This window comes from Mesorhizobium sp. M2A.F.Ca.ET.043.05.1.1 (assembly GCF_003952445.1).
GTDB lineage: Bacteria > Pseudomonadota > Alphaproteobacteria > Rhizobiales > Rhizobiaceae > Mesorhizobium.
In genome coordinates this window covers 6,367,023-6,390,886 of sequence record NZ_CP034446.1, presented here as the reverse complement: position 1 = coordinate 6,390,886, position 23,864 = coordinate 6,367,023, and the positions used below count along the sequence as shown (strand labels likewise).

Annotated in this window: 23 protein-coding genes and 1 pseudogene; 19 read left to right on the top strand and 5 right to left on the bottom strand. The window is 64.4% G+C overall.

Features of this window, described 5'->3' with window-relative positions; all coding sequences use genetic code 11:
- The first annotated feature begins 213 nt into the window (after positions 1-213).
- The 4 genes from EJ069_RS30810 (at position 214) to EJ069_RS30795 (ending at position 4,969) form a co-directional block, all read left to right on the top strand.
- Positions 214-1,209, top strand: a complete 996-nt coding sequence (locus EJ069_RS30810; protein ID WP_040987369.1) for an ABC transporter substrate-binding protein — start codon at positions 214-216, stop codon at positions 1,207-1,209.
- Between the two features lie 157 nt (positions 1,210-1,366).
- Complete coding sequence (locus EJ069_RS30805) at positions 1,367-2,920, top strand: sugar ABC transporter ATP-binding protein (RefSeq protein ID WP_126064329.1); 1,554 nt, start codon at positions 1,367-1,369, stop codon at positions 2,918-2,920.
- Entirely contained in the window at positions 2,917-3,882 is a 966-nt protein-coding gene (locus EJ069_RS30800) for an ABC transporter permease (RefSeq protein ID WP_126064328.1), read from the top strand. Before EJ069_RS30805 ends, EJ069_RS30800 begins: the two co-directional genes overlap by 4 nt.
- A 70-nt stretch (positions 3,883-3,952) precedes the next feature.
- The gene (locus tag EJ069_RS30795; RefSeq protein ID WP_126064327.1) at positions 3,953-4,969 is read left to right on the top strand and encodes a zinc-binding alcohol dehydrogenase family protein; all 1,017 of its coding nucleotides are present in this window, start codon (positions 3,953-3,955) and stop codon (positions 4,967-4,969) included.
- A gap of 301 nt (positions 4,970-5,270) precedes the next feature.
- Here EJ069_RS30795 and phnF read toward each other — a convergent pair whose 3' ends face one another.
- Positions 5,271-6,017, bottom strand: coding sequence for a phosphonate metabolism transcriptional regulator PhnF (phnF, locus tag EJ069_RS30790; RefSeq protein ID WP_126064326.1), 747 nt, complete (start codon positions 6,015-6,017; stop codon positions 5,271-5,273).
- A 142-nt stretch (positions 6,018-6,159) separates the two neighbouring features.
- On the opposite strand from phnF, the gene phnG reads away from it, so the two are divergent.
- Genes phnG through EJ069_RS30775 form a run of 3 tightly spaced genes read left to right on the top strand, consistent with a single transcriptional unit; the run spans position 6,160 to position 8,349 of the window.
- Positions 6,160-6,621 (top strand): phosphonate C-P lyase system protein PhnG, encoded by a 462-nt coding sequence (gene phnG, locus EJ069_RS30785; protein ID WP_126064325.1) that lies wholly within the window; start codon positions 6,160-6,162, stop codon positions 6,619-6,621.
- The gene (phnH, locus tag EJ069_RS30780; RefSeq protein WP_126064324.1) at positions 6,621-7,232 is read left to right on the top strand and encodes a phosphonate C-P lyase system protein PhnH; all 612 of its coding nucleotides are present in this window, start codon (positions 6,621-6,623) and stop codon (positions 7,230-7,232) included. Before phnG ends, phnH begins: the two co-directional genes overlap by 1 nt.
- 1 nt (position 7,233) lies before the next feature.
- Positions 7,234-8,349, top strand: coding sequence for a carbon-phosphorus lyase complex subunit PhnI (locus EJ069_RS30775; protein ID WP_126064323.1), 1,116 nt, complete (start codon positions 7,234-7,236; stop codon positions 8,347-8,349).
- A 2-nt stretch (positions 8,350-8,351) separates the two neighbouring features.
- Here the strand turns inward: EJ069_RS30775 and EJ069_RS30770 are convergent, their stop codons facing one another.
- Entirely contained in the window at positions 8,352-8,549 is a 198-nt protein-coding gene (locus EJ069_RS30770; protein WP_126064322.1) for a hypothetical protein, read from the bottom strand.
- A gap of 59 nt (positions 8,550-8,608) precedes the next feature.
- Here EJ069_RS30770 and EJ069_RS30765 point away from each other — a divergent pair.
- From EJ069_RS30765 to phnE (EJ069_RS30725), 9 genes and pseudogenes are all read left to right on the top strand, one after another.
- Positions 8,609-9,439 (top strand): annotated as a pseudogene (locus EJ069_RS30765) (alpha-D-ribose 1-methylphosphonate 5-phosphate C-P-lyase PhnJ); the annotation flags it as partial.
- 133 nt (positions 9,440-9,572) lie between these two features.
- Positions 9,573-10,349, top strand: coding sequence for a phosphonate C-P lyase system protein PhnK (gene phnK, locus EJ069_RS30760; RefSeq protein WP_042640728.1), 777 nt, complete (start codon positions 9,573-9,575; stop codon positions 10,347-10,349).
- A gap of 2 nt (positions 10,350-10,351) precedes the next feature.
- Complete coding sequence (gene phnL / locus EJ069_RS30755) at positions 10,352-11,059, top strand: phosphonate C-P lyase system protein PhnL (RefSeq protein WP_126064321.1); 708 nt, start codon at positions 10,352-10,354, stop codon at positions 11,057-11,059.
- Entirely contained in the window at positions 11,056-11,670 is a 615-nt protein-coding gene (locus EJ069_RS30750) for a DapH/DapD/GlmU-related protein (protein WP_126064320.1), read from the top strand. The genes phnL and EJ069_RS30750 overlap by 4 nt, the downstream gene beginning before the upstream one ends.
- A 153-nt stretch (positions 11,671-11,823) precedes the next feature.
- On the top strand, positions 11,824-12,534 hold the full coding sequence (locus EJ069_RS30745) for a DUF1868 domain-containing protein (protein WP_126064924.1): 711 nt from the start codon (positions 11,824-11,826) through the stop codon (positions 12,532-12,534).
- A 144-nt stretch (positions 12,535-12,678) separates the two neighbouring features.
- Entirely contained in the window at positions 12,679-13,536 is an 858-nt protein-coding gene (phnC, locus tag EJ069_RS30740) for a phosphonate ABC transporter ATP-binding protein (protein ID WP_126064319.1), read from the top strand.
- A gap of 141 nt (positions 13,537-13,677) precedes the next feature.
- Positions 13,678-14,586: a phosphonate ABC transporter substrate-binding protein gene (gene phnD / locus EJ069_RS30735; RefSeq protein ID WP_126064318.1), complete on the top strand. Its 909-nt coding sequence runs from the start codon at positions 13,678-13,680 to the stop codon at positions 14,584-14,586.
- Between the two features lie 58 nt (positions 14,587-14,644).
- Positions 14,645-15,601 (top strand): phosphonate ABC transporter, permease protein PhnE, encoded by a 957-nt coding sequence (gene phnE, locus EJ069_RS30730; protein ID WP_126064317.1) that lies wholly within the window; start codon positions 14,645-14,647, stop codon positions 15,599-15,601.
- Positions 15,602-15,666: 65 nt separating this feature from the next.
- Positions 15,667-17,025 carry a phosphonate ABC transporter, permease protein PhnE gene (gene phnE / locus EJ069_RS30725; protein WP_126064316.1) on the top strand — a complete coding sequence of 453 codons (1,359 nt, stop codon included), beginning with the start codon at positions 15,667-15,669 and terminating at the stop codon, positions 17,023-17,025.
- Between the two features lie 182 nt (positions 17,026-17,207).
- On the opposite strand, the gene EJ069_RS30720 is transcribed toward phnE (EJ069_RS30725), so the two are convergent.
- The 3 genes from EJ069_RS30720 to EJ069_RS30710 form a co-directional block, all read right to left on the bottom strand.
- Positions 17,208-18,059 (bottom strand): sugar phosphate isomerase/epimerase, encoded by an 852-nt coding sequence (locus EJ069_RS30720; RefSeq protein ID WP_126064315.1) that lies wholly within the window; start codon positions 18,057-18,059, stop codon positions 17,208-17,210.
- 171 nt (positions 18,060-18,230) lie between these two features.
- Positions 18,231-19,418, bottom strand: coding sequence for a Gfo/Idh/MocA family oxidoreductase (locus EJ069_RS30715; protein WP_126064314.1), 1,188 nt, complete (start codon positions 19,416-19,418; stop codon positions 18,231-18,233).
- 156 nt (positions 19,419-19,574) lie between these two features.
- On the bottom strand, positions 19,575-20,630 hold the full coding sequence (locus EJ069_RS30710; RefSeq protein WP_126064313.1) for a sugar phosphate isomerase/epimerase: 1,056 nt from the start codon (positions 20,628-20,630) through the stop codon (positions 19,575-19,577).
- Positions 20,631-21,030: 400 nt separating this feature from the next.
- On the opposite strand from EJ069_RS30710, the gene EJ069_RS30705 reads away from it, so the two are divergent.
- Genes EJ069_RS30705 through EJ069_RS30695 form a run of 3 tightly spaced genes read left to right on the top strand, consistent with a single transcriptional unit; the run spans position 21,031 to position 23,864 of the window.
- On the top strand, positions 21,031-21,918 hold the full coding sequence (locus EJ069_RS30705) for a sugar phosphate isomerase/epimerase (protein WP_126064312.1): 888 nt from the start codon (positions 21,031-21,033) through the stop codon (positions 21,916-21,918).
- 57 nt (positions 21,919-21,975) lie between these two features.
- Entirely contained in the window at positions 21,976-23,145 is a 1,170-nt protein-coding gene (locus EJ069_RS30700) for a mandelate racemase/muconate lactonizing enzyme family protein (protein WP_126064311.1), read from the top strand.
- Positions 23,146-23,147: 2 nt separating this feature from the next.
- Positions 23,148-23,864, top strand: a complete 717-nt coding sequence (locus tag EJ069_RS30695; protein WP_126064310.1) for a FadR/GntR family transcriptional regulator — start codon at positions 23,148-23,150, stop codon at positions 23,862-23,864.

Sequence of the window (23,864 nt, the reverse complement as noted above, 5' to 3'; positions counted from 1 at the left end):
AACGGGAAGCATCCATGTGCCGCCAAGGGGAGCCGGTAGGGCAGAACGGACCCACCCGCGTCACACAAACGGCAACAGACACCGCTTGCATCGGCCATGGCAATGCTCTATCAAAAAACGGCATCTGTTTTTTATTGATAAAGTTCTGTTTGGGCCGCGCCTATCCAGATGGAGCTTCCGCAACCTTCACCAGGCGACTTAGGGAGGAACCTAATGAAATTCGTGACCAGCCTTCTCAACCGCCGTGCTTTCGTGGCCCTGGCCGCTGCTTCGATGCTTGCCGGCGCCATGCATTCCGCGCCCGCCTCGGCGGCCGACGTGACCATTCCGATCATCGTCAAGGACACCACTTCCTTCTACTGGCAGATCGTGCTGGCCGGCGCCCGCAAGGCCGGCAAGGACCTCGGCATCAACGTGCCGGAGCTCGGCGCCCAGGCCGAAACCGACGTCAACGGCCAGATCTCGATCCTCGAGAACGCCGTCGCCAGCAACCCGGCGGCGATCGTCATCTCGCCGACCGAGTTCAAGGCGCTTGGCAAGCCGATTGATGAGGCGGCCTCCAAGGTCAAGGTCATCGGCATCGACTCCGGGGCCGACTCCAAGGCCTTCACCTCCTTCCTCACCACCGACAACGTCCAGGGCGGCCGCGTCGCCGCCGACGGTCTCGCTGCCGCGATCGGCGCCGCCAATGGCGGCAAGGTTGAAGGCAAGGTCGCGCTGATCACGGCCCTTCCCGGCGCCGGCTCGCTTGAGCAGCGCAAGCAGGGCTTCATCGAACAGATCAAGGCCAAGTATCCGGGCCTCGAGCTCGTCGCTGACAAATACGCCGACGGCCAGGCCACCACCGGCCTCAACATCGCCACTGATCTGATCACCGCCAATCCGGACCTCAAGGGCATCTTCGCCTCGAACCTGATCATGGCGCAGGGCGTCGGCCAGGCCATCGCCGAGAACAATCTCGGCGGCAAGGTGGCGCTGATCGGCTTCGACAGCGACGAGAAGCTGATTAAGTTCCTTAATGACGGCGTCATCTCCGGCCTCGTCGTCCAGGACCCGTACCGGATGGGCTATGACGGCATCAAGACCGCGCTCGCCGCTTCCAAGGGCGAGAAGGTCGAGGCCAATGTCGACACCGGCGCCAACCTCGTCACCAAGGACAACATGAAGGACCCGAAGATCGACGCGCTGCTCAACCCGAAGCTCAATTGAGCAGCCTGATCTTATCCGTTTCCGGGGCGGTGTCGCCCCGGAAACATCCATCGGGCGATTTGGAAATTCGCCCGCCTGATTTAGGCTCCTGCTTCAAGATGCGCGTCAGACGCATCGCCGCGTACCCAATGGTTGAGACCAATCTGGGAGGATTGTCATGACGTCGACGGCGCAGGAACTGCACCCCGCCCCCACGCTGGCCCCGGGCAGGACGATCCTCGAGCTCAACGGGCTGGAAAAGCGCTACCCCGGCACGCATGCGCTGAAGCCGGTGCATCTCGCCTTCAAGGCGGGCGAGATCCACGCCATCGTCGGCGAGAACGGCGCCGGCAAGTCGACGCTCATCAAGCTGCTCACCGGCGTCATGCCGCGCACCTCGGGCGAGGTCATCTGGGAAGGCAAGCCGGTGGCTCTGGCCACCCCGCATGAGGCGATGGCGCTGGGCATCAACGCCGTCCACCAGGAGGTGGTGCTGTGCCGCCATCTCACCGTCGCCGCCAACATGTTCCTCGGCGAGGAAGAATCCCGCTTCGGCCTGCTGCAGCAGCGCGCCATGGTCAAGGACGCGCAGAAGATCATCGACGGGCTGGGCTTCGACCTGCCGGCGCATGTCGTGCTCGGCGATCTCACCATCGGCCAGCAGCAGCTGATCGCCGCAGCTAGGGCTACCGTGCGCGGCACGAAATTCCTGATCTTCGACGAGCCGACCGCCTATCTCACCCGCAAGGAGGCCGACCAGCTGTTCAAGCTGATCCGAAGGCTGAAGGGCGAAGGCGTCACCATCATCTACATCAGCCACCGTATGGAGGAAGTGTTCGAGCTTGCCGATCGCGTTTCCGTGCTGCGCGACGGCACGTTGGTCGGCACCCGCAACATCGCCGAGACCGACGAGGCCGAGCTGGTCAAGCTGATGATCAACCGCTCGATCGAGCAGATCTACCACAAGGAGCATTTCACGCTTGGCGCCATGATCGTCGAGACGAAGAACCTTTCCGGCAAAGGTTTTGAGAACGTCTCGGTGACCGTCCGCGCCGGCGAGATCGTCGGCCTCTACGGCCTGATCGGCGCCGGCCGCAGCGAGTTCGTCACCACGCTTTACGGCCGCCACAGGAAATCGGCCGGCCAGATCCTGTGGGAGGGCAAGGAGGTCCAGGTCAATTCCGAGCATGACGCCATAAGGCTCGGCATGGCCCTTGCCCCGGAAAGCCGCCGCGACCAAGGCCTGTGCCTCAACCTGTCGGTCGGCATGAACCTCAACCTGCCGATCTACAAGCGCATTTCCAGCAACGCGCTCATCTCGGGGGCCAAGGAGAAAGCCGAGGCCGATCGCCAGATCGCCGACCTGCGCATCAAGACGCCGACGCGCAGCGCGCTCGCCTCCAGCCTCTCAGGCGGCAACCAGCAGAAGATCGTCATCGGCAAATGGCTGGCGCATGGCGCCAAGCTGTTCATCTTCGACGAGCCGACGGTCGGCGTCGATGTCGGCACCAAGGCCGAGATCTACCGCCTGTTCTCGACGCTGCTGTCGAAGGGAGCCGGCATCATCCTGATCTCGTCCTATCTGCCGGAAGTCTACGAGCTTGCCGACACGCTGCATGTGTTCCGGCGCGGCAAGCTGGTCGCCACGCATGGGTTCCGCACCGCGAGCCACGAGGACATCCTGGGCCAGGCGCTGGCCGAGAAACAAGAAAAGTCGGGAGGACAAAAATGAGCACCGAGGCGATCCCCGCCGAAAAACCCAAGCGCAATTTCAACGCGCTCTTCGGCCTGACCCTGCTTGGCCTTCTGCTGCTGATGTGGATCGTGCTGGCTGTCGCCACGCCCTCCTTCGCCACGGCGCTCAACATTACCAATCTTCTGCGCCAGGGCTCGCTGATCGCCATCCTCGCCGTCGGCCAGACCTTCGTCATCATCACCGGCGGCATCGACCTGTCGGTCGGCGCGGTGGTCGGCTTCACCACAGTTGTGGTGGCGCTTCTGATCAATGCCGGCTGGCCGATCTGGGTAGCGGTGCTAATCACCTTGCTGGTCGGCGTCGCCATCGGCCTCTTCCACGGCTTCGGCATCGTCAAGATGGGCCTACCGCCCTTCATCATCACCCTGGCCACCATGACCTCGCTGCGCGGCATCGGCCTCCTGATGACCAACGGCAACTCGATATCGATCAACAGCGATCCGTTCCAGGCATTCTCCCGCGGCTCGCTGTTCGGCATCCCCTATCTGTTCTGGATGGTGATCCTGGTCGCCATCCCGTCCTACATCTTCCTGCACCACACGCGCTGGGGCCGCTATCTGTTCTCGGTCGGCTCCAACGCAGAGGCCGCGCGCCTGTCCGGTGTCAACGTGCCGCGCACCATCTTCATGGCCTATATCCTGTCAGGCCTGCTCGCCGCCTTCGTCGGCGTGCTCTTGGCCTCGCGCATCGGCATCGGCAATCCGACGCAGGGCGACACCTATGAACTGCAGGCCATCGCCTCGTCGGTGATCGGCGGCACCTCGCTGTTTGGCGCCATCGGCTCCGTGCACGGACCGCTGATCGGCTCCTTCATCCTTTCGACGATCAACAACGGCGCCAACCTGCTCAACGTCAACACCTTCTGGCAACGCGTCATCACCGGAGCACTGATCATCGTCATCGTTTACTTCGACGGCCTGCGCCGTCGCGGCAAGTGACTCCTCCCCGAAACGTCCGCGCCGGCCCCGCTCAAGCGAGGCCGGCGCTCTTTTGCTTTGGATTTGCGACATGAAAGCCGTCGTTTGCCGCTCGCCCGGCGAGCTTGTCCTCGAAGACCGCGCAGCGCCCGGGGCGCCGCAGCCCGGATGGGCGCGCGTCGCCGTCAGCCATGTCGGCATCTGCGGCACCGACTATCACATCTTCGAAGGCAAGCACCCATTCCTCGCCTATCCGCGCATCATGGGCCATGAGGTTTCCGGCACCATCGTCGAGAAGGGAGAAGGCATCGATCTTGCCGTCGGCGAACCGGTCATCATCAACCCCTATCTTTCATGCGGCCAATGCATCGCCTGCCGACACGGCAAGCCGAATTGCTGCGTCAAGATCGAGGTGCTCGGCGTCCACCGCGACGGCGCGATGTGTGACGAGATCCTGGTGCCGGCGCAGAACCTTTATCCGGCAAATGGCCTGTCGCTGGCCGACGCCGCGGCCGTGGAATTCCTGGCGATCGGCGCGCACGCCGTGCGCAGATCGTCCGCAACGCCCGGCCAGCGCACGCTAGTCGTCGGCGCGGGCCCGATCGGGCTCGGCACGGCGATCTTCGCCCGCATCGCCGGGCTGGACGTCAGCCTGCTCGACATGAGCAGCGAGCGCCTCGGCTTCGCTGAAAAGGAACTCGGCTTTCCCCCGCTCGACACCTCCAAGGCATCGGCCGCCGACCTGGTGCGGCAGGCGACCGGCGGCGAAGGGTTCGACCTCGTCTTCGACGCGACCGGCAACACGGCGTCGGTGCAATCGGCCTTCGCCCATGTCGCGCATGGCGGCACATTGGTGCTGGTCAGCGTCGTCAAGGACGACATCACCTTCTCCGACCCCGAATTCCACAAGCGCGAGATGACTTTGGTCGGCAGCCGCAACGCGCTGAAGGCCGACTTCGAGCATGTCGCGGCCTCGATCCGCAACGGCGCCGTGCCGTTGGGCAAGCTCGTCACCCATCGCACCACGCTCGCCGCAACGCCGCGCGATCTGGCGCGATGGACGCATGAGAAATCGGGGCTGATCAAGGCCGTTATTGAGGTAGCGTGAGCTATCGATCCGACACGAACATTCGGTGCGTGACGCTGCGGGATTTGGCAGAGTGCGCACCTTTGCGATTAGCCGAAGCGCTTGTCCATTCGTCATCCACGGGCGGAGCAAGGAGCGAAGCGACGCGCGCAGACCCGAGGATCCATTCCGTGAAGTTGAGGTGTTGCCACGATGCAGAATTCTGCTCCGCAGCACCCTACGATTAGAGTCACGGAATGGATCCTCGGGTCTGCGCTCCGCTTCGCGTCGCTCCGCCCGTGGATGACGACCTCATTGGGCTATCGTCGTGGATGAAGGCTAGCTAATCGCCAGCCGACAACCTCAACTCCACCCGCTCCGCCGGGAACCTCGACTCCGCGAACTGGATCGGCTGACCGTCGAGCGTGACGTTGACGGCGACGGTAACCAGCACGATGGCGCCGGGCTGCAGATCCAGCGCTGCGAGGTCGTCGGCGTCGGCATGGCGTGCCGACAGCACCGTCGAGTGCCGCAGATAATCATTGACGCCGAAGCGCTTCAGCGAGGCGGTGATCGATCCCGTTTCCGCCATTGCCGCCTCGATGCCGGCGAAGCGCTTGACGTCGAACCAGGTCGTCGCGCGCGACACCGCGTGACCATCGGCCTCGCCGCGCGTCTCCAGGCGGATGACGGCAGCGCCCTTGGCGACGCCCAGCGCCTCGGCGATGCGCCGGCTGGCCGGCTCCGTCGATGACGACAACAGCGCGATGTGCCGCTCGCTCGTCTGCCCCTGCAGGCCGGTCGAGAAGCGCGTGCGCGCGCCGATCGGATAGGACAGCCGCTTGCGCGACAGGACGAAGGTGCCACGGCCCTGCTCGGCCTTCAGCACGCCTTCCTGGACCAATGCGGCGATGGCGCTGCGCACCGTGTGGCGGTTGACACCGTAGCGCTCGGCCAGCGCGACTTCGGGCGGCAGCGCCGCGTTCTCGGCGAAATCGCCGCTCGCGATCCCCTGCAGGATCCGGTCGGCGATCTGCCGCCAGAGCGACACGCCGTTGCGCCTTTCAATGCTGCTCGCCAGTCCGGTCATTCATCGCCCACCATTTCTTCGGCAGCCCGGGCAATTTTCCGGGCCTGTCATCCACCCGTCATGGACTCCCGTTAGGAGATAGGTATAATTTGTATAGTTGTCTATATCAATAGACAAATTTATGCATGCAAGGAGCAATGCCATGCGAGGACAGGAAGCGCGCGAGCAGGCCGGGCGGAAAGCCTTGATGGCGACGCTGGCGCATGCCGAAGCTGACGAGATCGCGCGCCTGTGGAACGAGTCGGGTCTGCCCTCCGAGGCCGAGCTTTTGCGCGGTCCGGAAACCGGACTGGTGACGGTGCGCGGGCGGATCGGCGGCGGCGGCGCGCCCTTCAATGTCGGCGAGGCGACCGTCACCCGCGCCACGGTGCGGCTGCCCTCCGGCCAGGTCGGCCATTCCTATGCGCTCGGCCGCGACAAGGACAAGGCCAGGCTCGCGGCGATCGCCGACGCGCTCTGGCATGACCCGGTGCACCGCGAAACGGTCGAGACGAAGCTCGCCGCGCCCTTGCGCGCGGCGATTGGGGCGGCGCGCGAGACAAAGCGGGTCGAGACGGCGGCCACGAAAGTGGATTTCTTCACCATGGTGCGCGGAGAGGACTGATGGATATCGCCACGCAATCGATCGACGGCGGCTTCGCCGAGCCGGTCTTTAACGCCCAGGCCGTGTTCCGCGCCATCATGGACGCGATGGCCCGCCCCGGCACTGTCCACGACCTGGCGTTGCTCGCCCGTCCGCCGGCGCCGCTGTCGGCGACGGCAGGCGCGGTGGCGCTCTCGCTCTGCGACAACGACACGCCGGTCTGGCTCGATCCGCCGCTGCAGGCGGAAGCTTCGGTCAAGGCATGGCTCGGCTTCCACACCGGCGCGCCCTTGGCCAACACGCCTGCCGACGCGCATTTCGCCCTGATCGCCAATCCTAAGGAGATGGCCGCGCTAGATGGCTTTGCGCAAGGCACGCAGGAATATCCCGACCGCTCGACGACGCTGATCCTCCTGGTCGACGACCTCGCCTCGGGCCCGTCGCTGCTGCTCGAAGGTCCCGGCATCGAAAAGACGTCGATGATCGCGCCTCCGGGCATGCCGCGCCATTTCGTCGAGCAGTGGAAGCAGAACAACCAGCGTTTTCCGCGCGGCGTCGACATCATCCTGGCGGCGCCGGGCAGCCTCGCCTGCCTGCCGCGCACCACCCGCGTCAAGTCGATGGAGGCATGAGATGTATGTCGCGGTAAAGGGCGGCGAAGCCGCCATTGCCAATGCCCACCGCCTGCTGGCCGACCGCCGCCGCGGCGACCGCTCGGTGCCGGCTCTGCGCCTCGACCAGATTGTCGAGCAGCTGGCGCTCGGCGTCGACCGGGTGATGAGCGAAGGCTCGCTCTATGATCGCGAGCTCGCGGCTCTGGCCGTCGTCCAGGCGCGTGGCGACATGATCGAGGCGATCTTCCTGGTGCGCGCCTACCGCACCACGTTGCCGCGCTTCGGCTACACCAATCCGGTCGACACCGGCGCCATGCAGGTCGAGCGTCGTGTCTCGGCCACCTACAAGGACCTACCCGGCGGCCAGGTGCTCGGCCCGACCTTCGACTATACCCACCGCCTGCTCGATCCGGAGCTTGCCGCCGGCGCCGAGGTCGAGACGCCGGCGCAGCGCCCGGTCGAGCCGGAGGCCATGCCCCGCGTCTCCGCGATCCTCGCCCATGAAGGGCTGATCGAGGCCGATGGCGAGATGCCGCTCGACCATGTGCCCGGCGACATCACCCGCGAGCCGCTGCAATTCCCGATGGCGCGCGACATCCGCCTGCAGGCGCTGTCACGCGGCGACGAAGGTTTTCTCCTGGCGCTCGGCTATTCGACGCAGCGCGGCTACGCCCGCAACCATCCCTTTGTCGGCGAGATCCGCATCGGCGAAGTCGAGCTGGAGCTGGATGTGCCGGAGCTGCCCTTCGCCGTGCCGCTGGGCTCGATCCGCGTCACGGAATGCCAGATGGTCAACCAGTTCAAGGGCTCGGCCAAGGCGCCGCCGCAGTTCACCCGCGGTTACGGCCTGGTCTTCGGCCAGAGCGAGCGCAAGGCGATGGCGATGGCGCTATGCGACCGGGCGCTGCGCGCCGGCGAGCTCGGCGAGGATATCGTCGCCGCCGCGCAGGACGAGGAATTCGTCATCTCGCATTCCGACAATGTGCAGGCGACCGGCTTCGTCGAGCATCTGAAACTGCCGCACTATGTCGACTTCCAGGCCGAGCTCGGCCTGGTCCGCCGCATGCGCGCCGAATATGAGGCCCGCGAAAACGAGGACAAGGCCGCCGAGGAAAAGCGGGAGGCGGCGGAATGAGTTCAGTGTCCGCTACCGGAATGTCCACCGCCGCCATCGAAAGAGCCGCCGCCCGAGCCATAACCACTGGCGCCGGCAACGGTCTCGCCATGCGGAGGCTCCTTTGGCGCGGGGAGAAACATCTTCCGCAACGCGAAAGCCGCAACGCCGGCGAACACCAGCAAAAGCACGCCAAGATGCATCCAACCGGTGGAGTCCATCGGGCTCTTCTCCCGCGTCTCGAGCGCCAAATCCTTAGCACAGAGCGGACGTGATCGCCATGACCGACATAGCCACCTACAACTTCGCCTATCTCGACGAGCAGACCAAGCGGATGATCCGCCGCGCCATCCTGAAGGGCATCGCCATCCCCGGCTACCAGGTGCCTTTCGCCTCGCGCGAGATGCCGATGCCTTATGGCTGGGGCACCGGCGGCGTGCAGGTCACCGCCTCGATCATCGGTCCCGATGATGTGCTGAAAGTCATCGACCAGGGCGCCGACGACACCACCAACGCCGTCTCGATCCGCGCCTTCTTCAAGAAGGTCGCCAAGGTCGAAGTCACCACGGAGACGGCGAAGGCGACGATCATCCAGACCCGCCACCGCATTCCGGAGCAGCCTCTGACAGCCGGCCAGGTGCTGGTCTTCCAGGTGCCGATCCCCGAGCCGCTGCGCTTCCTCGAGCCGCGCGAGACCGAAACGCGCAAGATGCATGCGCTGGAGGAATACGGCCTGATGCATGTGAAGCTCTACGAGGACATCGCCAAGCATGGCCGCATCGCCACCACCTACGCCTATCCGGTCAAAGTCGAGGGCCGCTATGTGATGGACCCTTCGCCGACGCCGAAATTCGACAATCCGAAAATGCATCGTTCGCCGGCTTTGCAATTGTTCGGCGCCGGCCGCGAGAAACGCATCTATGCGGTGCCGCCCTTCACCGAGGTCGTCAGCCTCGATTTCGAGGACCATCCCTTCGAAGTGCAGACCTTCGACCAGCCCTGCGCGCTCTGCGGCGCCGAGAATGTCTATCTCGACGAGGTCATCCTCGACGACCATGGCGGCCACATGTTCGTCTGCTCGGACACCGACCATTGCGAGAAACGGCGTGAGCCCCCTACCTCCCCCTCGTGGGGAGGTCGCGCCGAAGGCGCGGGTGGGGGGAACGGCCAATCTTCTCTTTCTTCAACCCCCACCCCGGCGCTGCGCGCCGACCCTCCCCACAAGGGGAGGGTAAGGAGGCCGAATGACCGACGAACCGCTGCTGCGCGTTTCAGCGCTGTCCAAATTCTACGGCTCGCGCGTCGGCTGCGAGAACGTCACCTTCGACCTCTGGCCGGGCGAGGTGCTGGCTGTCGTCGGCGAGTCCGGTTCCGGCAAGACGACGCTGCTCAACTGCCTGTCGACCCGGCTGCTGCCCTCCTCCGGCACCGCCAGCTACCGGATGCGCGACGGCCAATGGCGCGAGCTCTACCGCATGAGCGAGGCCGAACGCCGCTTCCTGATGCGCACCGACTGGGGCTTCGTCCACCAGAACCCGGCGGACGGGCTGCGCATGACGGTGTCGGCCGGCGCCAATGTCGGCGAAAGGCTGATGGCGGTCGGCGACCGCCACTATGGCAGGATCCGCGCCACCGCCGTCGACTGGCTGTCGCGCGTCGAGATCGACGAGGACCGCATCGACGACGAGCCGCGCGCCTTTTCCGGCGGCATGCGCCAGCGCCTGCAGATCGCCCGCAACCTGGTGACCGGGCCACGGCTCGTCTTCATGGATGAGCCGACCGGCGGCCTCGACGTCTCGGTCCAGGCGCGCCTGCTCGACCTGTTGCGCGGGCTGGTCACCGATCTTGGGCTGGCGGCGATCGTCGTCACCCATGACCTCGCCGTGGCGCGGCTTCTGTCGCAACGTATGATGGTGATGAAGGACGGCCGCGTCGTCGAAAGCGGCCTCACCGACCGCGTGCTCGACGATCCGCGCGCGCCTTATACGCAATTGCTCGTTTCCTCGATTTTGCAGGTGTGAGGATGGCTACGCCGCTCGTCGTTTCCGATGTCGCGAAGAGCTTCACCATGCATCTGCGCGACGGCGTCACGCTGCCGGTGGTGGCGGGCGTCTCCTTCTCGATCCGCGCCGGCGAATGCGCCGTGCTCGGCGGTCCGTCGGGTGCCGGAAAAAGCTCGATCCTGAAGATGCTCTACGGCAACTATGCCGTCGACGAGGGCCAGATCATCGTCCAGCATAGGGGCGGGCTGATCGACCTCGCCTCCGCCAGCCCGCGCACCGTGCTTTCCGTGCGCCGCCACACGATCGGCTATGTCAGCCAGTTCCTGCGCACCGTGCCGCGCGTTTCCGCGCTCGACGTCGTCGCCGAGCCGCTGGTCGAGCGCGGCGGGGATCGCGAGACCGCGCGGGCGAAGGCTCGCTCCTTGCTTGCGCAGCTCAACCTGCCCGAAAAGCTCTGGGCGCTGCCGCCGGCGACCTTCTCGGGCGGCGAGCAGCAGCGCGTCAACATCGCGCGCGGCTTCATCACCGAGCATCCGATCCTGTTGCTCGACGAGCCGACCGCTTCGCTTGACGCCCGCAATCGCGATGTCGTGGTCGAGCTCATCGCCGCCAAGAAGGCGGCGGGCGTTGCGCTGCTCGGCATTTTCCACGACCTCGACGTACGCGACGCGGTCGCCGATCGCGTCATCGACGTCACCGCCTTCGCCGCCGGAAAGATCGCCGCATGAAGAAGCTGTCGGAGACGCCGCTGATCCATCCGACGGCGCAGGTCGAAAACTCGACGCTCGGCCGCTGGACCGAGATCGCCGAGCGCAGCCGCGTCGCCGAATCCGAGCTCGGCGACTATTCCTACATGATGCAGGACTGCGCCGTCTGGTGCGCCACCATCGGCAAGTTCTCCAACATCGCGGCAAGCGTGCGCATCAACGCCACGAACCATCCGGTCTCGCGGCCGACGCTGCACCACTTCACCTACCGCGCCTCGGACTATTGGGACGACGCCGAGCATGAAAGCGAGTTTTTCGCGCAGCGCCGCGCCAAACACGTCACCATCGGCCACGACACCTGGCTCGGCCACGGCTCGACCATCCTGCCCGGCGTCACCGTCGGCGACGGCGCAGCGGTCGGCGCCGGCGCGGTGGTGACGAAGGATGTCGCGCCCTACACCATCGTCGGCGGTGTGCCGGCGAAACCGATCCGCGAGCGCTTCGACCGCCGCACCGCCGAGCGCTACCAGGCTCTTGCCTGGTGGCACTGGGACCATGCAACACTGCGCGCCGCGCTCGACGATTTTCGCGAGCTGTCGGCGGAGGCGTTTCTTGAAAAACATGGCGGCTGATTTCGGTGAATGGTGAATGGTCAATAGTGAATGGCAACGAAGCCCTCTTACTCACCAATCACCAATCACCAATCACCAATCACCAATCACCATTCACCATTCACACCCTTGACACATGACTCGGACAAGAGCCGGTCTCCCCAGGAGATCGCCATGCTCGACACCGTCAGACCTTCGCTCGCCGGATTTTTCGAAGGCACCAATCCGACGCCGCCTAGCCATCTCGGCACCCGTTACGACGCGTCGGGCAACTTCCTCCCTGAACCCGGCAACACCATCGTCTGCCATCTAGTCGAAGGCTCGCTTTCGCAAGCAGCCATTGTCGAGGTGCGTGAGCGGATGCGGGCCATGCCGGATGCCGATCGGCTCGCCTTCACGCCGATCTCCAGCCTGCATATGACGCTCTTCCAGGGCATCATCGAATACCGCCGCCGCCTTCCCTACTGGTCGTCGGACGTGCCGCTCGACACCAGCATCGACGATATGACCCGCCTCTATCTCGAGCGCCTGCAAGGCTTCGAGGGCCACGGTCCCTTCAAGATCAAAATTGCCGAAGTCGTGCCGACGGGCCTCACCGTCGCCGGCGCGACCGAACAGGATCGCCGGATCCTGAAAGCCTGGCGCGATGCGCTGTCTGTGCCGTTCGGCTACCGCCATCCGGACCACGACACCTATGTCTTCCACATCACCTTTGCCTATCAGCTCCGCCGCCTCGCCGACGAGCGGGCCGCGGCCTGGCAGGAATTGTTCGATGACTGCTTGTCGTTCTTCGAGCGCGAGGCTCCGGTGATCGAGCTGAAGGCTCCTGCCTTCTGCAGCTTCAAGGACATGAAGCATTTCGAGGAATTGCTGGTGCTTGGCTGACGCCGAGCAGCGACACAGACCAGCATTCCCCGCCAAGCCTGTGACTCGTAACAAAACTGACATCAATCCGACACCCCAGCTTCATCCGCCTGCGCTAGCGAGGGCTAATAGGCCTGCAAAACCGCGACGGACTGGAGTCTTGGTATGTCAGCATCATCGGCCACGCTCGAAATCCGCGGCGTAACCCGACGATTTGGCAAGAACACCGCTGTCAGCGACATCAACATCTCGATCCCGCGCGGTCAGATGGTCGGTATCATCGGCCGCTCCGGCGCCGGCAAGTCCACGCTGCTGCGCATGATCAATCGTCTCATCGATCCCAGCCAGGGATCGATTTTTTTTGACGGCGCCGAGGTCTCCAGCCTGCAGGGCTCGCCGCTGCGCCGCTGGCAGCGCGACTGCGCCATGATCTTCCAGCAGTTCAACCTCGTGCCGCGCCTCGACGTCTTGACCAACGTGCTGCTCGGCCGCCTCAACCATCGCTCGACGGTTTCCAACCTGCTCGGCATGTTCACGCGCACCGAATGCGCCGAGGCGGTGGCCGCGCTCGAGCGCCTCGACATCGCCCGCACCGCGTTGCAGCCGGCCGGCACGCTGTCCGGCGGCCAGCAGCAGCGTGTCGCGATCGCCCGCGCCATGATGCAGCAGCCGAAGGTGCTTCTGGCCGACGAGCCGATCGCCTCGCTCGACCCGCTCAACGCCAAGGTGGTGATGGATTCGCTGCGCGACATCAATCTGCGCGAAGGCATCACAGTCGTCACCAATCTGCACACGCTGGACACCGCCCGCGCCTATTGCGGCCGCATCATCGGCATGGCCGCCGGCAAGGTCGTCTTCGACGGCGCCCCGCAAGACCTCGACCGCGACGCCGTGCGCATCGTCTACGGCGCCGACGCCAGCGGCGCCGAGATCTCCGAGGCCATCACGTCGACCAGCGTGACCATCAGGCCGAAGATCACCGCATCCGCCGGACCGCTCGAACCCGCCTTTCCCGGCTACTGAGTCCATCGCCCCGACCCCCGTCGGTCTGGGCAAATCTTGGATTTCGGCAGAGCAACCCGGATCGCCCGCCAGCGTCAAAGGCAAGACTTGAAAAATCAGAACGCCGCCGGCGCGCAGCCGGAACAAAAGGAGAGAGAGCAAATGTTCAGGAAGATGGTTTTTGGAGCGGTTTCGCTGCTCGCCATGGCGGCCAGCGCCGCGCACGCCGCTGACATCAAGGAATTCCGCGTCGGCATCCTCGGCGGCGAGAATGAGACCGACCGTCTGCGCAACTATCAGTGCCTCGCCGACCACCTGAAGTCGGAATTCGGCTTCGAGAAGGTTTCGCTGTTCCCGGCCGCCGACTATGATGGTGTCATCCAGGGCCTGCTCGGCGGCACGCTTGATTTCGCCGAGCTCGGCGCGTCCGGCTACGCCAGCGTCTATCTGAAGGACCCGAAGGCGGTCACCCCGATCCTCACCACCAAGCAGACCGACGGCTCGACCGGCTATTATTCGGTCGGCCTGGCGCTGAAGACCTCCGGCATCACCGACATCAAGTCGGCCAAGGGCAAGAAGCTCGGCTATGCCGATCCGGATTCGACCTCGGGTTACCTGATCCCGCTGACCCAGATTCCGAAGGACACCGGCGCTTCCAACGAGACCTACTTCGCCTCGACCCAGTTCAACGGCGGCCACGAGAACAACATCCTGGCCGTGCGCGACGGCAAGGTCGACGTTGCGGTGGATGATTCCTCCGGCATCGGCGACTTCAAGAACGGCTACACCTCGGGCACCTTCCACAAGGAAGTCGCCAAGGGCGCCGTCGATCCGAACGACTTCGTCGAAGTGTGGCGCTCGGGCCTGATCCCGAACGGTCCGCTGGTTGTCCGCACCGCGCTGGGCGACGACATGACCGCCAAGCTCACCGCCTTCTTCACCGCGCTGCCGGCCAAGGACAAGGCCTGCTTCGAAGGCGTCGAAGGCGGCGATTTCACCGGCTACGTGCCCGTGAAGCCGGACTTCTACAACGTCATCGTCGAGGCCCGCAAAGCCGCCATCGGCGGCTGACGGCATCAGGAAAAGGGCGGCGTCGCAAAAAAACGCCGCCCTTTTTGCATTCACAATCATGACCCTTTCGACAACGATCCATTCCGACGCCACCCGCCAGCAGGCAGATGCCTGGCGGCGCCAGACGTCGCTGCGCCGCTTCTACACCGCGCTTGGCGTCGGCCTGCTGCTTGTCGCCATGTTCGCGACCATGTGGTTCGCCGACGAGGCCAATGCCGGCCACTTCTTCGACCGCCTGCCGCATATCCTCGATTTCCTGAGCTGGCTGATTCCGAAGGACTGGAACGATGTCTGGCGGGCGCTGTTCGACATCGCCTCGCCCAGCGACAAGGGCACGCAGGAGTTCAACTTCCCGCTCGGCCGAGTCTACATCTGGGGCGGCTTCTACATTCCCGAATATTTCGAGCTGATGCTGACGACGGTGAACGTGGCGCTGGTCTCGACCTTCATCGGCTTCGTCTTCGCCGTACCTTTCTCCTTCATCGCCGCGCGCAACCTGACGCCGAGCCCGATCCTGCGGCTCGTCGTCAAGCGCTTCATGGAACTGCTGCGCGCCTTTCCCGAGATCGTCATTGCCGGCCTGTTCGCGGCGATCGTCTCGATCGGCCCGGTCGCGGCAATCATCGCCATCGGCCTGCATTCGATCGGCGCGCTGGGCAAGCTCTTCTACGAGATCAACGAGAACATCGACATGCGCCCGGAAGAGGGCCTGCGCGCGGTCGGCGCCAACTGGTTCGAGCGCGTGCGCTTCGCCGACCTGCCTCAGGTGCTGCCCAATTTCATGTCCTATACGCTGCTCCGGATCGAGATCAATGTGCGCATCTCGACCATCATGGGCGCGGTCGGCGGCGGCGGCATTGGCGAGGAGCTGAAGCTTGCCATCTCGCGCGGCTTCGGCGCCAAGACGCTGGCGCTGGTGCTCCTGCTCTTCGTCACCATCATCCTTGTCGACCAGTTCTCCGCCTGGCTGCGCCGCAAGCTCGTCGGCGAGCAGGCTTTCCTGATGAGCGCCTAGACCATGATCCCGAAAAGTGGACGCCGGTTTTCGGACAAGATCATGGTCAACCTAAAAGGTGACCTATGGCCATGACCGCCGACGAAATCAGCGCCATCGAAAACCGCCACCCGCAGATCTTCCAGCGGCCGGCCTACAAGCGCTTCTGGCCGCTGCTGCTGGTCGCGGGCACGGTGCTCTATCTTGGCTACGCCTTTTGGTTCTTCAGCCTGCCGCAGGTGCTGCGCGAGTCGCACTGGGAGCGCCTGCCGCTCTTCCTGTCGCAATGGATCAGCTACGACCTGCAGCCGGAATTCCGTCTCGACCAGCCCGAGATCACGCCGAAATATCCGCGCTTCTCGGCGCTTGGCGAGAACCCCGATCCCGATTGGGTGATCAAGAATCCCGACGGCACTTACACCGTCCAGATCGACGGCGACGCCAAATCCGCCACCTTCGACAAGACCAAAGCGGCGATCACGGCCAACGGCGTGACCGTGCCGATATCGCTGACTGGCGGCAAGCCTGTGATCACAGGTCCGGTACCCGACTGGGTGACCGTCCATGACGACGAGATCGTCGCCAAGCTGGGCTTTGCCGGCGAGGTGCGCGTCACCGTGGACCGCGTCAAGGTGCGAAAACGCTTTCTCGGTTGGGCGAATTTCGTCTTCGATACGCGCTCGCCCTTCTTCGGCAAACCCTATAGCGAAGTCATCTCGCTGATCGTCTCCGGGCCGGAACTCAAGCCCGGCACCTCGAACCTCGCTTTGGCCGCCGACAATTTCTGGAACAACGCCCAGTGGCAGCACGGCGATGTCTGGACGAAGCTCTTGCAGACCATCGTCATGGCGTTCCTCGGCACGCTGCTCGGCGGCATCGTCGCCTTCCCGCTCGCCTTCTTCGCCGCCCGCAACATCACGCCGAGCGGCGTTCTGAGCCAGGTGCTGAAGCGCTTCTTCGATTTCATGCGCTCGGTCGACATGCTGATCTGGGCGCTGTTCTTCACCCGCGCCTTCGGCCCCGGACCGCTGGCCGGCAGCGCCGCGATCTTCTTCACCGAGATCGGCACGTTGGGCAAAACCTATTCCGAGGCGCTGGAGAACATCGACGACAAGCCGCGCGAAGGCGTGCTCTCGACCGGGGCCAACGAGATTTTGGTGCAACGCTACGGCGTTCTGCCGGAGGTGGTGCCGGTCTTCATCAGCCAGACGCTTTACCAGTGGGAATCGAACACCCGCGGCGCCACCATCATCGGCGCCGTCGGCGCCGGCGGCATCGGCCTGAAACTGTGGGAAGCGATGCGCACCAATTCGAACTGGGCCAACGTCTTCTACATGGTGCTTTTGACGCTGCTCGTCGTCTTCATCTTCGACAACATCTCGAACTTCCTGCGTCGAAGGCTCAGCCGCACGCTGCATGACTACAACCGGCTGCAGGCTGAGTAGGGGTAGCCCTACCTTCGTCATCCTCGGGCTTGACCCGAGGATCCATTCCGTTCCCTGAGCCGTAGAATGCAGCGGTGCAGAATTCTGCATTGTCGCGGAGCGTCGACGTCACGGAAGGGATCCTCGGGTCTCCGCGTCCGCTTCGCTGCCGCTCCGCCCGTGGATGACGAACGGAGAGGCGCCTACGCGGCAGCCTTCCACCCATCCCTGATATGCCTATACCCCTCGCGATAAACCGCCTCCGGGCTCTCCGCGAAATCGCGCCACACCTTGGTCGCCGCAGCCAAATCCTTCAGCGAGCGTCCGAATGACTCGATCGTCAGCCAGTCGTCATAGCCGCTTTTGCGGATGGCGGAGAAAGTCTCCTTCCATGGAATGTTGCCGCGCCCCGGCACGCCGCGGTCGTTCTCCGAAATGTGAACATGGACGATATTGCGGCGATGCTTCGTATAGGCGCCGATCGGATCGGCCTCCTCGATATTGGCGTGGAACGTGTCATACATTGCCTTGATGTGGGGCCGATCGATCGCGTCGATATGCTCGGACAGGTCGGCCATGGTGTTGACCAGATAGCATTCGAAGCGGTTGAGCGCTTCCAGCCCGATGGTCACACCCTTCTTGCCGGCATGGTCGCCGATGGCGCGCTGCGAGGCGACCGAGCGCTTCTTCTCGGCAGAAGTCGGCCCGCTGCCGGAAAAGGCGCCAAGCGTCGAATGCAGCGGCCCGCTCAGCGTGTTGGCGCCGAGCGCCGCACTGCAGTCGATCGCCCATTTCATGTAGTCGATGCCGGCCTTGCGCGTCGCGGCATCCGGCGAGATCAGGTTCATCGCCGGATCGCCCATGGCCGAGACCGCGGTACGCTCCAGGCCGATGCGGTCGAGCATCTCGCCGAGTTTCTTGTAGTCGTCAGGCGCGCCCGCGAAGACCGGTATCTCGACGCCGTCGAAGCCTGTCGCCTTGATGTCCTTCAACAGCGTCTCGTGCTTCTTCGAGACGCTGGTGGTCCACAAGAACATGCACATGCCGATTTTCATCGACACCCCCTCCCCTCATCACCTTCGATCAAGGGGTGATGAGATTCAGGTCAGGCCGAGTCGAGAACGGTGGCTTCCGAGAACCGGAGCGGAGCGTACTTAAAGTACGTGAGCACCGGAAGCGCAGGAAGCCGCCGTTCGCAGGCCGGCCTCACCTGAATATCGGCACCCCTATAGCTTCGTCCACGCCCCATTCTTCTTCGACGACTTCACGCAGGCCTCGATGAAGGCCATGCCTTCGACGCCGTCCGCGATCGTCGGGAAGACCACATCCTTGCCCGGTTTGCCGCCCTTCCGGCGCGCTGCCCGAATTGCGCGGGCGGCCTCCTGGTAGATGTTGGCAAAACCTTCCAGATAGCCTTCCGGATGGCCGGACGGCACGCGGCTGACGCGCGCCGCGACCGGCATCGCGCCGGCGCCGGCCCGGGTGAGCAGCTGCTTCGGTTGGCCGAACGGCGTGTACCAGAGATAGTTCGGGTCGGCCTGCACCCACTCCAGCCCGCCCTTCGAGCCGTAGATGCGCAGCTTCAGCCCGTTCTCATGGCCGGGCGCCACCTGGCTGGCCCAGATCATGCCCTTGGCCGGATGCTTGTTGCCGACCGGCTTGAAGCGCAGCATGACGTTGACATTGTCGTCGAGCTGGCGGCCCGGCACGAAGGCGTCGAGGTCGGCCGACAGCGAATCCAGCTCCAGCCCCGATACGAAGCGCGCGAGGTTGTAGGCATGCGTGCCGATGTCGCCCAGCGCGCCGCCGGCGCCCGCCTGCTTGGGATCGGAGCGCCACGAGGCCTGCTTCTGGCCGGTGGCGGCGAGGTCCTCGGTCAGCCAGTCCTGCGGATATTCCGACTGCACGATGCGGATGTCGCCGAGCTGGCCCTTGGCCACCATCTCGCGCGCCTGCCGGATCATCGGATAGGCGGTGTAATTGTGGGTAAGCACGAACACCTTCCCGGTCTTCTCGACCAGCGCCGCAAGCTTCTTCGCCTCGGCGAGCGACGTCGCCAGCGGCTTGTCGCAGATGACGTGGATGCCTGCCTCGAGGAAGGCCTTGGCCGCCGGGACATGCACATTGTTGGGCGTGACGATCGCCACCGCCTCGATGCCGTCGGGACGCTTGGCTTCGGCCTTGGCCATCTCCGCATAGGAGCTGTAGCTGCGTGACGGATCGAGCCCCAGTTCGGCGGCGGAAGCCTTCGCCCGTTCCGGGTTCGACGACAGCGCACCGGCGACCAGCACGAAATCATTGTCCATGCGAGCCGCGATGCGATGCACCGCGCCGATGAAGGCGCCCTGCCCGCCGCCAACCATGCCATAGCGGATCGGGCCGCCTCCCGTTTCCGACTTCGATGCGCCGACCATTTCTCGTCCTCTCCTCTAGGTTGTCACCTCCCCCTCGAGGGGAGGTCGATCCGCGCAGCGGATCGGGTGGGGTCGCCCGGCGTGAAGCTCGGCATGAACCGACCCCTCCCGGCCCTTCGGGCCACCCTCCCCTCAAGGGGGAGGGAAAGGCAAGTGTCAAATCCCCATCATCGCCCGCAGCAGCTTCTTGTCGGTCGTGCCGGCGGCGAAATCGTCGAAAGCCTTCTCGGTCACCCGGATGATATGGTGCTGGATGAAGGGCGCGCCTTCGGCTGCGCCGTCCTCGGGATGCTTGAGGCAGCATTCCCATTCCAGCACCGCCCAGGAATCGTAATTGTACTGGGTGAGCTTGGAGAAGATGCCGCTGAAATCGACCTGCCCGTCGCCCAGCGAGCGGAAGCGGCCAGCCCGGTTCACCCAGCCCTGGTAGCCGGAATAGACGCCCTGCCGCCCGGTCGGGTTGAACTCGGCGTCCTTGACGTGGAAGGCCTTGATCCGCTCGTGGTAGATGTCGATGAACTCGAGATAGTCGAGCTGCTGCAGCAGGAAATGCGACGGGTCGTAGTTGATGTTGCAGCGCTTGTGGCCGCCGACCGCGTCGAGGAACATCTCGAAGGTTGCACCGTCGAACACGTCCTCGGAAGGATGGATCTCGTAGCCGACATCGACGCCATTGTCCTCATAGACGTCGAGGATCGGCTTCCAGCGTTTGCCGAGCTCACCGAAGGCTTCCTCGATCAGTCCGGCCGGCCGCTGCGGGAACGGATAGAGGTAAGGGAAGGCCAGCGAGCCGGTGAACGACACCGAGGCGTTCAGCCCGAGATTGCGCGACGCCTTGGCGCCGAACTTCATCTGTTCGACGGCCCATTGCTGGCGCGCCTTGGGATTGTTGTGCACCGATGGCGGCGCGAAGCCATCCATCTGCGCGTCGTAGGCGGGATGCACCGCCACCAGTTGCCCTTGCAGATGCGTCGACAGTTCCGTGATCTCGACGCCGGCGTCCGCGCAGATGCCTTTCACCTCGTCGCAATAGGCTTTCGACGAGGCCGCCTTCGCGAGGTCGAACAGGCGTCCGTCCCAGGTCGGGATCTGCACGCCCTTGTAGCCGAGCCCGGCCGCCCATTTAGTGATCGAAGCCAGCGAATTGAACGGTGCGGCATCGCCCGCGAACTGCGCCAGAAACAGGCCGGGACCCTTCATCGTCGTCGGCATCGGCATCCTCCCTCTCTTGTTTTCGTGACCAAGCATAGCGCCAATTGGAGCGAGGGCCAGCCTGTTTGGTCAGTCCTGGCGGCATCTGAACGCCATGTCATTCTGGTATTACCAAATCCCGTAGTTCGGTCAAGCGCCTGAAAAGCTGGAAGAAGCCGCTGACCCGCAATTGGAAATGTGAAATTATCTTATTAAATCATAGCATTGTCAGACGCGTCCGGCTTCCTCTGCCCACTTCTTGCCGCGCGTGAAAATTTGCTGTAGACGTCATGCCAGGCCCAATTGGTCGAACCAGTTTCGAGGAAAACCTGGCAACGCCTTGGGGAGGAAACGTGCGGCCGCCTCTGTTCGAGGCGTCGCGGGGTAAAATGTGACAGGCGAATTCTGGGAAGGATAGACCATGCATCTTTCGACGCACAATTGGATGCGGGCGGAGCCGCTGGAGGTGACGCTGAAGCGCATCAAGAAGTTCGGCTACGAATCGATCGAGATTTCCGGCGAGCCCGAGCAGTACAAGACCAACGAGACGCGCGCGCTCCTGAAGGAGTATGGCATCCGCTGCTGGGGTTCGGTGACGTTGATGCTCGGCGAACGCAACCTCGCCGCCAAGAACCAGGGCCAGCGCGAGCGGTCCGTCCAATATGTCAAGGACGTGCTCACCATGGTGAGCGAGCTCGACGGCGAGATCATCACGCTGGTGCCCGCGACCGTCGGCAAGGTGGTGCCGGACGGCACCGAGGCGGAGGAATGGGGCTGGGTGGTCGACGCCACGCGCGAGTGCTTCACCCATGCCAAGAAGGTCGGCGTTCGGATCGCCATCGAACCGCTCAACCGCTTCGAGACCTATCTCTTCAATCGCGGCGCCCAGGCGCTCGCGCTCGCCGATGCGGTGAGCCCCGAATGCGGCGTCTGCCTCGACGCCTACCACATCCACATGGAGGAATTTAACGTCTATGACGCGATCCGTCAGGTTGGCAAGCGCCTGTTCGACTTCCATGTCGCCGACAACAACCGCTTCGCCGCCGGCCTTGGCCAGATCGACTGGCCGAAGATCGTGCGCACGCTGAAGGAAGTCGGCTATGACGGCGCGCTGACCAACGAATTCGTCGCGCCCGTCGACCGCACGCCGGCCGCGCCCTATCCGGAGATGGTCGAGCGCAATCCGGTCGACATCTCGCCCGAGCAGCTCAAATTCATCCAGGACCACGGCTCCAGCGTGCTTACGGAGAAATTCTACACCGACCAGATGCGCATCACCGCCGAAACGCTGCTGCCGCTGATCAAGTAGACCTCCGATCAAAGCTTGTCCCTTCCGCCTGGCGGGCGGAGGGGCCGAAGGGAAAACATGCGCATCAAAAGCGTTCAGGCCTGGTGGGTCCGTGTCCCGATCGAAGTCGCGAGGCAGCATCGCAGCGACTTCGGGCAGGTGACGACGTTCGACGCCGCCATTCTGCGCATCGAGACCGACGACGGCCTGGTCGGCTGGGGCGAAGGCAAGAACGCCGCCGGCAGCGCCGGCAGCTATGGCGCGCTCGTCCATATGCTTAACCACGAGATCGGTCCGCAGCTCATCGGCCGCGATCCCGCCGACATCGGCATCATCTGGGAAATGCTCTACAACGGCGTGCGGCACGAGACGGCGGCGCATGCCGGCCATGCCATGCCGCAGCTGGCGCGGCGCGGCATGAGCGTGGCGGCGATCAGCGCCGTCGACATCGCGCTGTGGGATATCCTCGGCAAGTCGCTCGGGCAGCCGGTATGGCGCCTGCTCGGCGGCCGCAAGGTCGAGCGCATGCAGGCCTACGCTTCGGGCGGCTGGGCCTCGCCCGACGCCATCGGCGAGCAGTTGAAATCCTACATCGCCAAGGGCGGCTTCAAGGCGCTGAAGATGCGCGTCGGCGCCATGGACGGCGCGCCCCATCTTTCGGCCGCGCGCGTGCGCGCCGCAAGGCAGGCAATCGGTCCTGACGTCGATCTGATGGTCGACGCGCACGGCACCTACACCGTCGCCGAGGCCAAGCGCTTCATCCAGCTCACCGCCGATCTCGACCTCGCCTGGTTCGAGGAACCGGTGATCGCCGACGACAAGCCGGGCATGGCCGAAGTGCGCGCCTCGGGCTCGACGCCGATCGCCACCGGCGAGAGCGAGGCGACGCGCTACGCTTTCCGCGACCTGGCGGTGCTGAAATCGGCCGACATCTTCCAGCCGGATCCGGCGTTCTGCGGCGGCATCAGCGAGGCGATGAAGATCGGCACCATCGCCAGCGCCTTCAACCTGCGTTTCGCGCCGCATCTGTGGGCCGGTGCGCCCTGCTTCTTCGCCGGGCTGCATGTGTGCGCCGCCTCGCCCGCCTCCTTCATCATCGAATATTCGCTCGGCGCCAATCCGATGATCCACGACCTGGTCGAGGAGACTGTCGAAGCGAAGGACGGTATGATAGCGATCCCTGAAAAGCCTGGATTGGGTTTCACCATCTCCGAGCGATTCCTGGAGGCGCACGCGCAACGTATTTGACGATGAAAGAAAAGAACCTTCTCGCGGAACTCGCCGCCTATCTCTTCTCCAACTCGGACAAGGAGTCCGGCCGCACGCCGTCGGAACGCGAGCTGGCGGAACATTTCGCCGTCAGCCGCGGCCAGATCCGCGAGGCGCTCGCCATCCTCGAAGCCATGCGCATCGTCGAGCGGCGCGCCAAGTCCGGCATCTATATCGACACCAAGCAGGCGAGCGTCGAAGCGCTGGCGCTGTTCGCCCGCGCCGGCCTGCCGCTCGATCCGGTGCAGATTTATGAGACGGTAGAACTGCGCAAGATCCACGAGATCAAGGCAGCCGAGCTTGCCTGCTCGCGCGCAACGGAAGAAAACTTCGAACGCCTGCGCGAGATCCTGAAAGCCTCCGAAGAGCGCATCGCCGCCGGCGAGGGCCTCGCCAAGGAGGACCGCGAGTTCCACCTCGAGATCGTGCGCGCCACCAAGAACAGCGTCTTCCATAACATCTGCAGCGTCTATTACCTGATGGGCGAGCAACGCCTGCCGATCTATTTCAATGATCCCGAACGCTCAGTGCGCTCGCATGCCGAACACATCCAGATCTACGAGGCGCTGCTTCGCCGCGACGGCAATCTCGCCCAGGCTCTGATGAGCGCCCATTTGCAGGGCGCCGAGAGCTACTGGAAAGGGATCATCGAAGGCCATGGGATAGAACCGAAAAGCGCGGCGCTCGAGAAGGTCTGA

Bases quoted from the DNA above. Each gene is read 5' to 3' on its own strand.
- EJ069_RS30810 (WP_040987369.1), top strand. From the start codon at position 214: ATGAAATTCGTGACCAGCCTTCTCAACCGCCGTGCTTTCGTGGCCCTG.
- phnC (WP_126064319.1), top strand. From the start codon at position 12,679: ATGTCAGCATCATCGGCCACGCTCGAAATCCGCGGCGTAACCCGACGA.
- phnF (WP_126064326.1), bottom strand. From the start codon at position 6,017: ATGACCGGACTGGCGAGCAGCATTGAAAGGCGCAACGGCGTGTCGCTC.
- EJ069_RS30805 (WP_126064329.1), top strand. From the start codon at position 1,367: ATGACGTCGACGGCGCAGGAACTGCACCCCGCCCCCACGCTGGCCCCG.
- phnE (WP_126064317.1), top strand. From the start codon at position 14,645: ATGACCCTTTCGACAACGATCCATTCCGACGCCACCCGCCAGCAGGCA.
- EJ069_RS30750 (WP_126064320.1), top strand. From the start codon at position 11,056: ATGAAGAAGCTGTCGGAGACGCCGCTGATCCATCCGACGGCGCAGGTC.
- EJ069_RS30775 (WP_126064323.1), top strand. From the start codon at position 7,234: ATGTATGTCGCGGTAAAGGGCGGCGAAGCCGCCATTGCCAATGCCCAC.
- phnL (WP_126064321.1), top strand. From the start codon at position 10,352: ATGGCTACGCCGCTCGTCGTTTCCGATGTCGCGAAGAGCTTCACCATG.
- EJ069_RS30800 (WP_126064328.1), top strand. From the start codon at position 2,917: ATGAGCACCGAGGCGATCCCCGCCGAAAAACCCAAGCGCAATTTCAAC.
- EJ069_RS30795 (WP_126064327.1), top strand. From the start codon at position 3,953: ATGAAAGCCGTCGTTTGCCGCTCGCCCGGCGAGCTTGTCCTCGAAGAC.
- EJ069_RS30710 (WP_126064313.1), bottom strand. From the start codon at position 20,630: ATGCCGACGACGATGAAGGGTCCCGGCCTGTTTCTGGCGCAGTTCGCG.
- EJ069_RS30770 (WP_126064322.1), bottom strand. From the start codon at position 8,549: ATGGACTCCACCGGTTGGATGCATCTTGGCGTGCTTTTGCTGGTGTTC.
- EJ069_RS30705 (WP_126064312.1), top strand. From the start codon at position 21,031: ATGCATCTTTCGACGCACAATTGGATGCGGGCGGAGCCGCTGGAGGTG.
- phnG (WP_126064325.1), top strand. From the start codon at position 6,160: ATGCGAGGACAGGAAGCGCGCGAGCAGGCCGGGCGGAAAGCCTTGATG.
- EJ069_RS30695 (WP_126064310.1), top strand. From the start codon at position 23,148: ATGAAAGAAAAGAACCTTCTCGCGGAACTCGCCGCCTATCTCTTCTCC.
- phnH (WP_126064324.1), top strand. From the start codon at position 6,621: ATGGATATCGCCACGCAATCGATCGACGGCGGCTTCGCCGAGCCGGTC.
- EJ069_RS30745 (WP_126064924.1), top strand. From the start codon at position 11,824: ATGCTCGACACCGTCAGACCTTCGCTCGCCGGATTTTTCGAAGGCACC.
- EJ069_RS30715 (WP_126064314.1), bottom strand. From the start codon at position 19,418: ATGGTCGGCGCATCGAAGTCGGAAACGGGAGGCGGCCCGATCCGCTAT.
- EJ069_RS30720 (WP_126064315.1), bottom strand. From the start codon at position 18,059: ATGAAAATCGGCATGTGCATGTTCTTGTGGACCACCAGCGTCTCGAAG.
- phnK (WP_042640728.1), top strand. From the start codon at position 9,573: ATGACCGACGAACCGCTGCTGCGCGTTTCAGCGCTGTCCAAATTCTAC.
- phnD (WP_126064318.1), top strand. From the start codon at position 13,678: ATGTTCAGGAAGATGGTTTTTGGAGCGGTTTCGCTGCTCGCCATGGCG.
- EJ069_RS30700 (WP_126064311.1), top strand. From the start codon at position 21,976: ATGCGCATCAAAAGCGTTCAGGCCTGGTGGGTCCGTGTCCCGATCGAA.
- phnE (WP_126064316.1), top strand. From the start codon at position 15,667: ATGGCCATGACCGCCGACGAAATCAGCGCCATCGAAAACCGCCACCCG.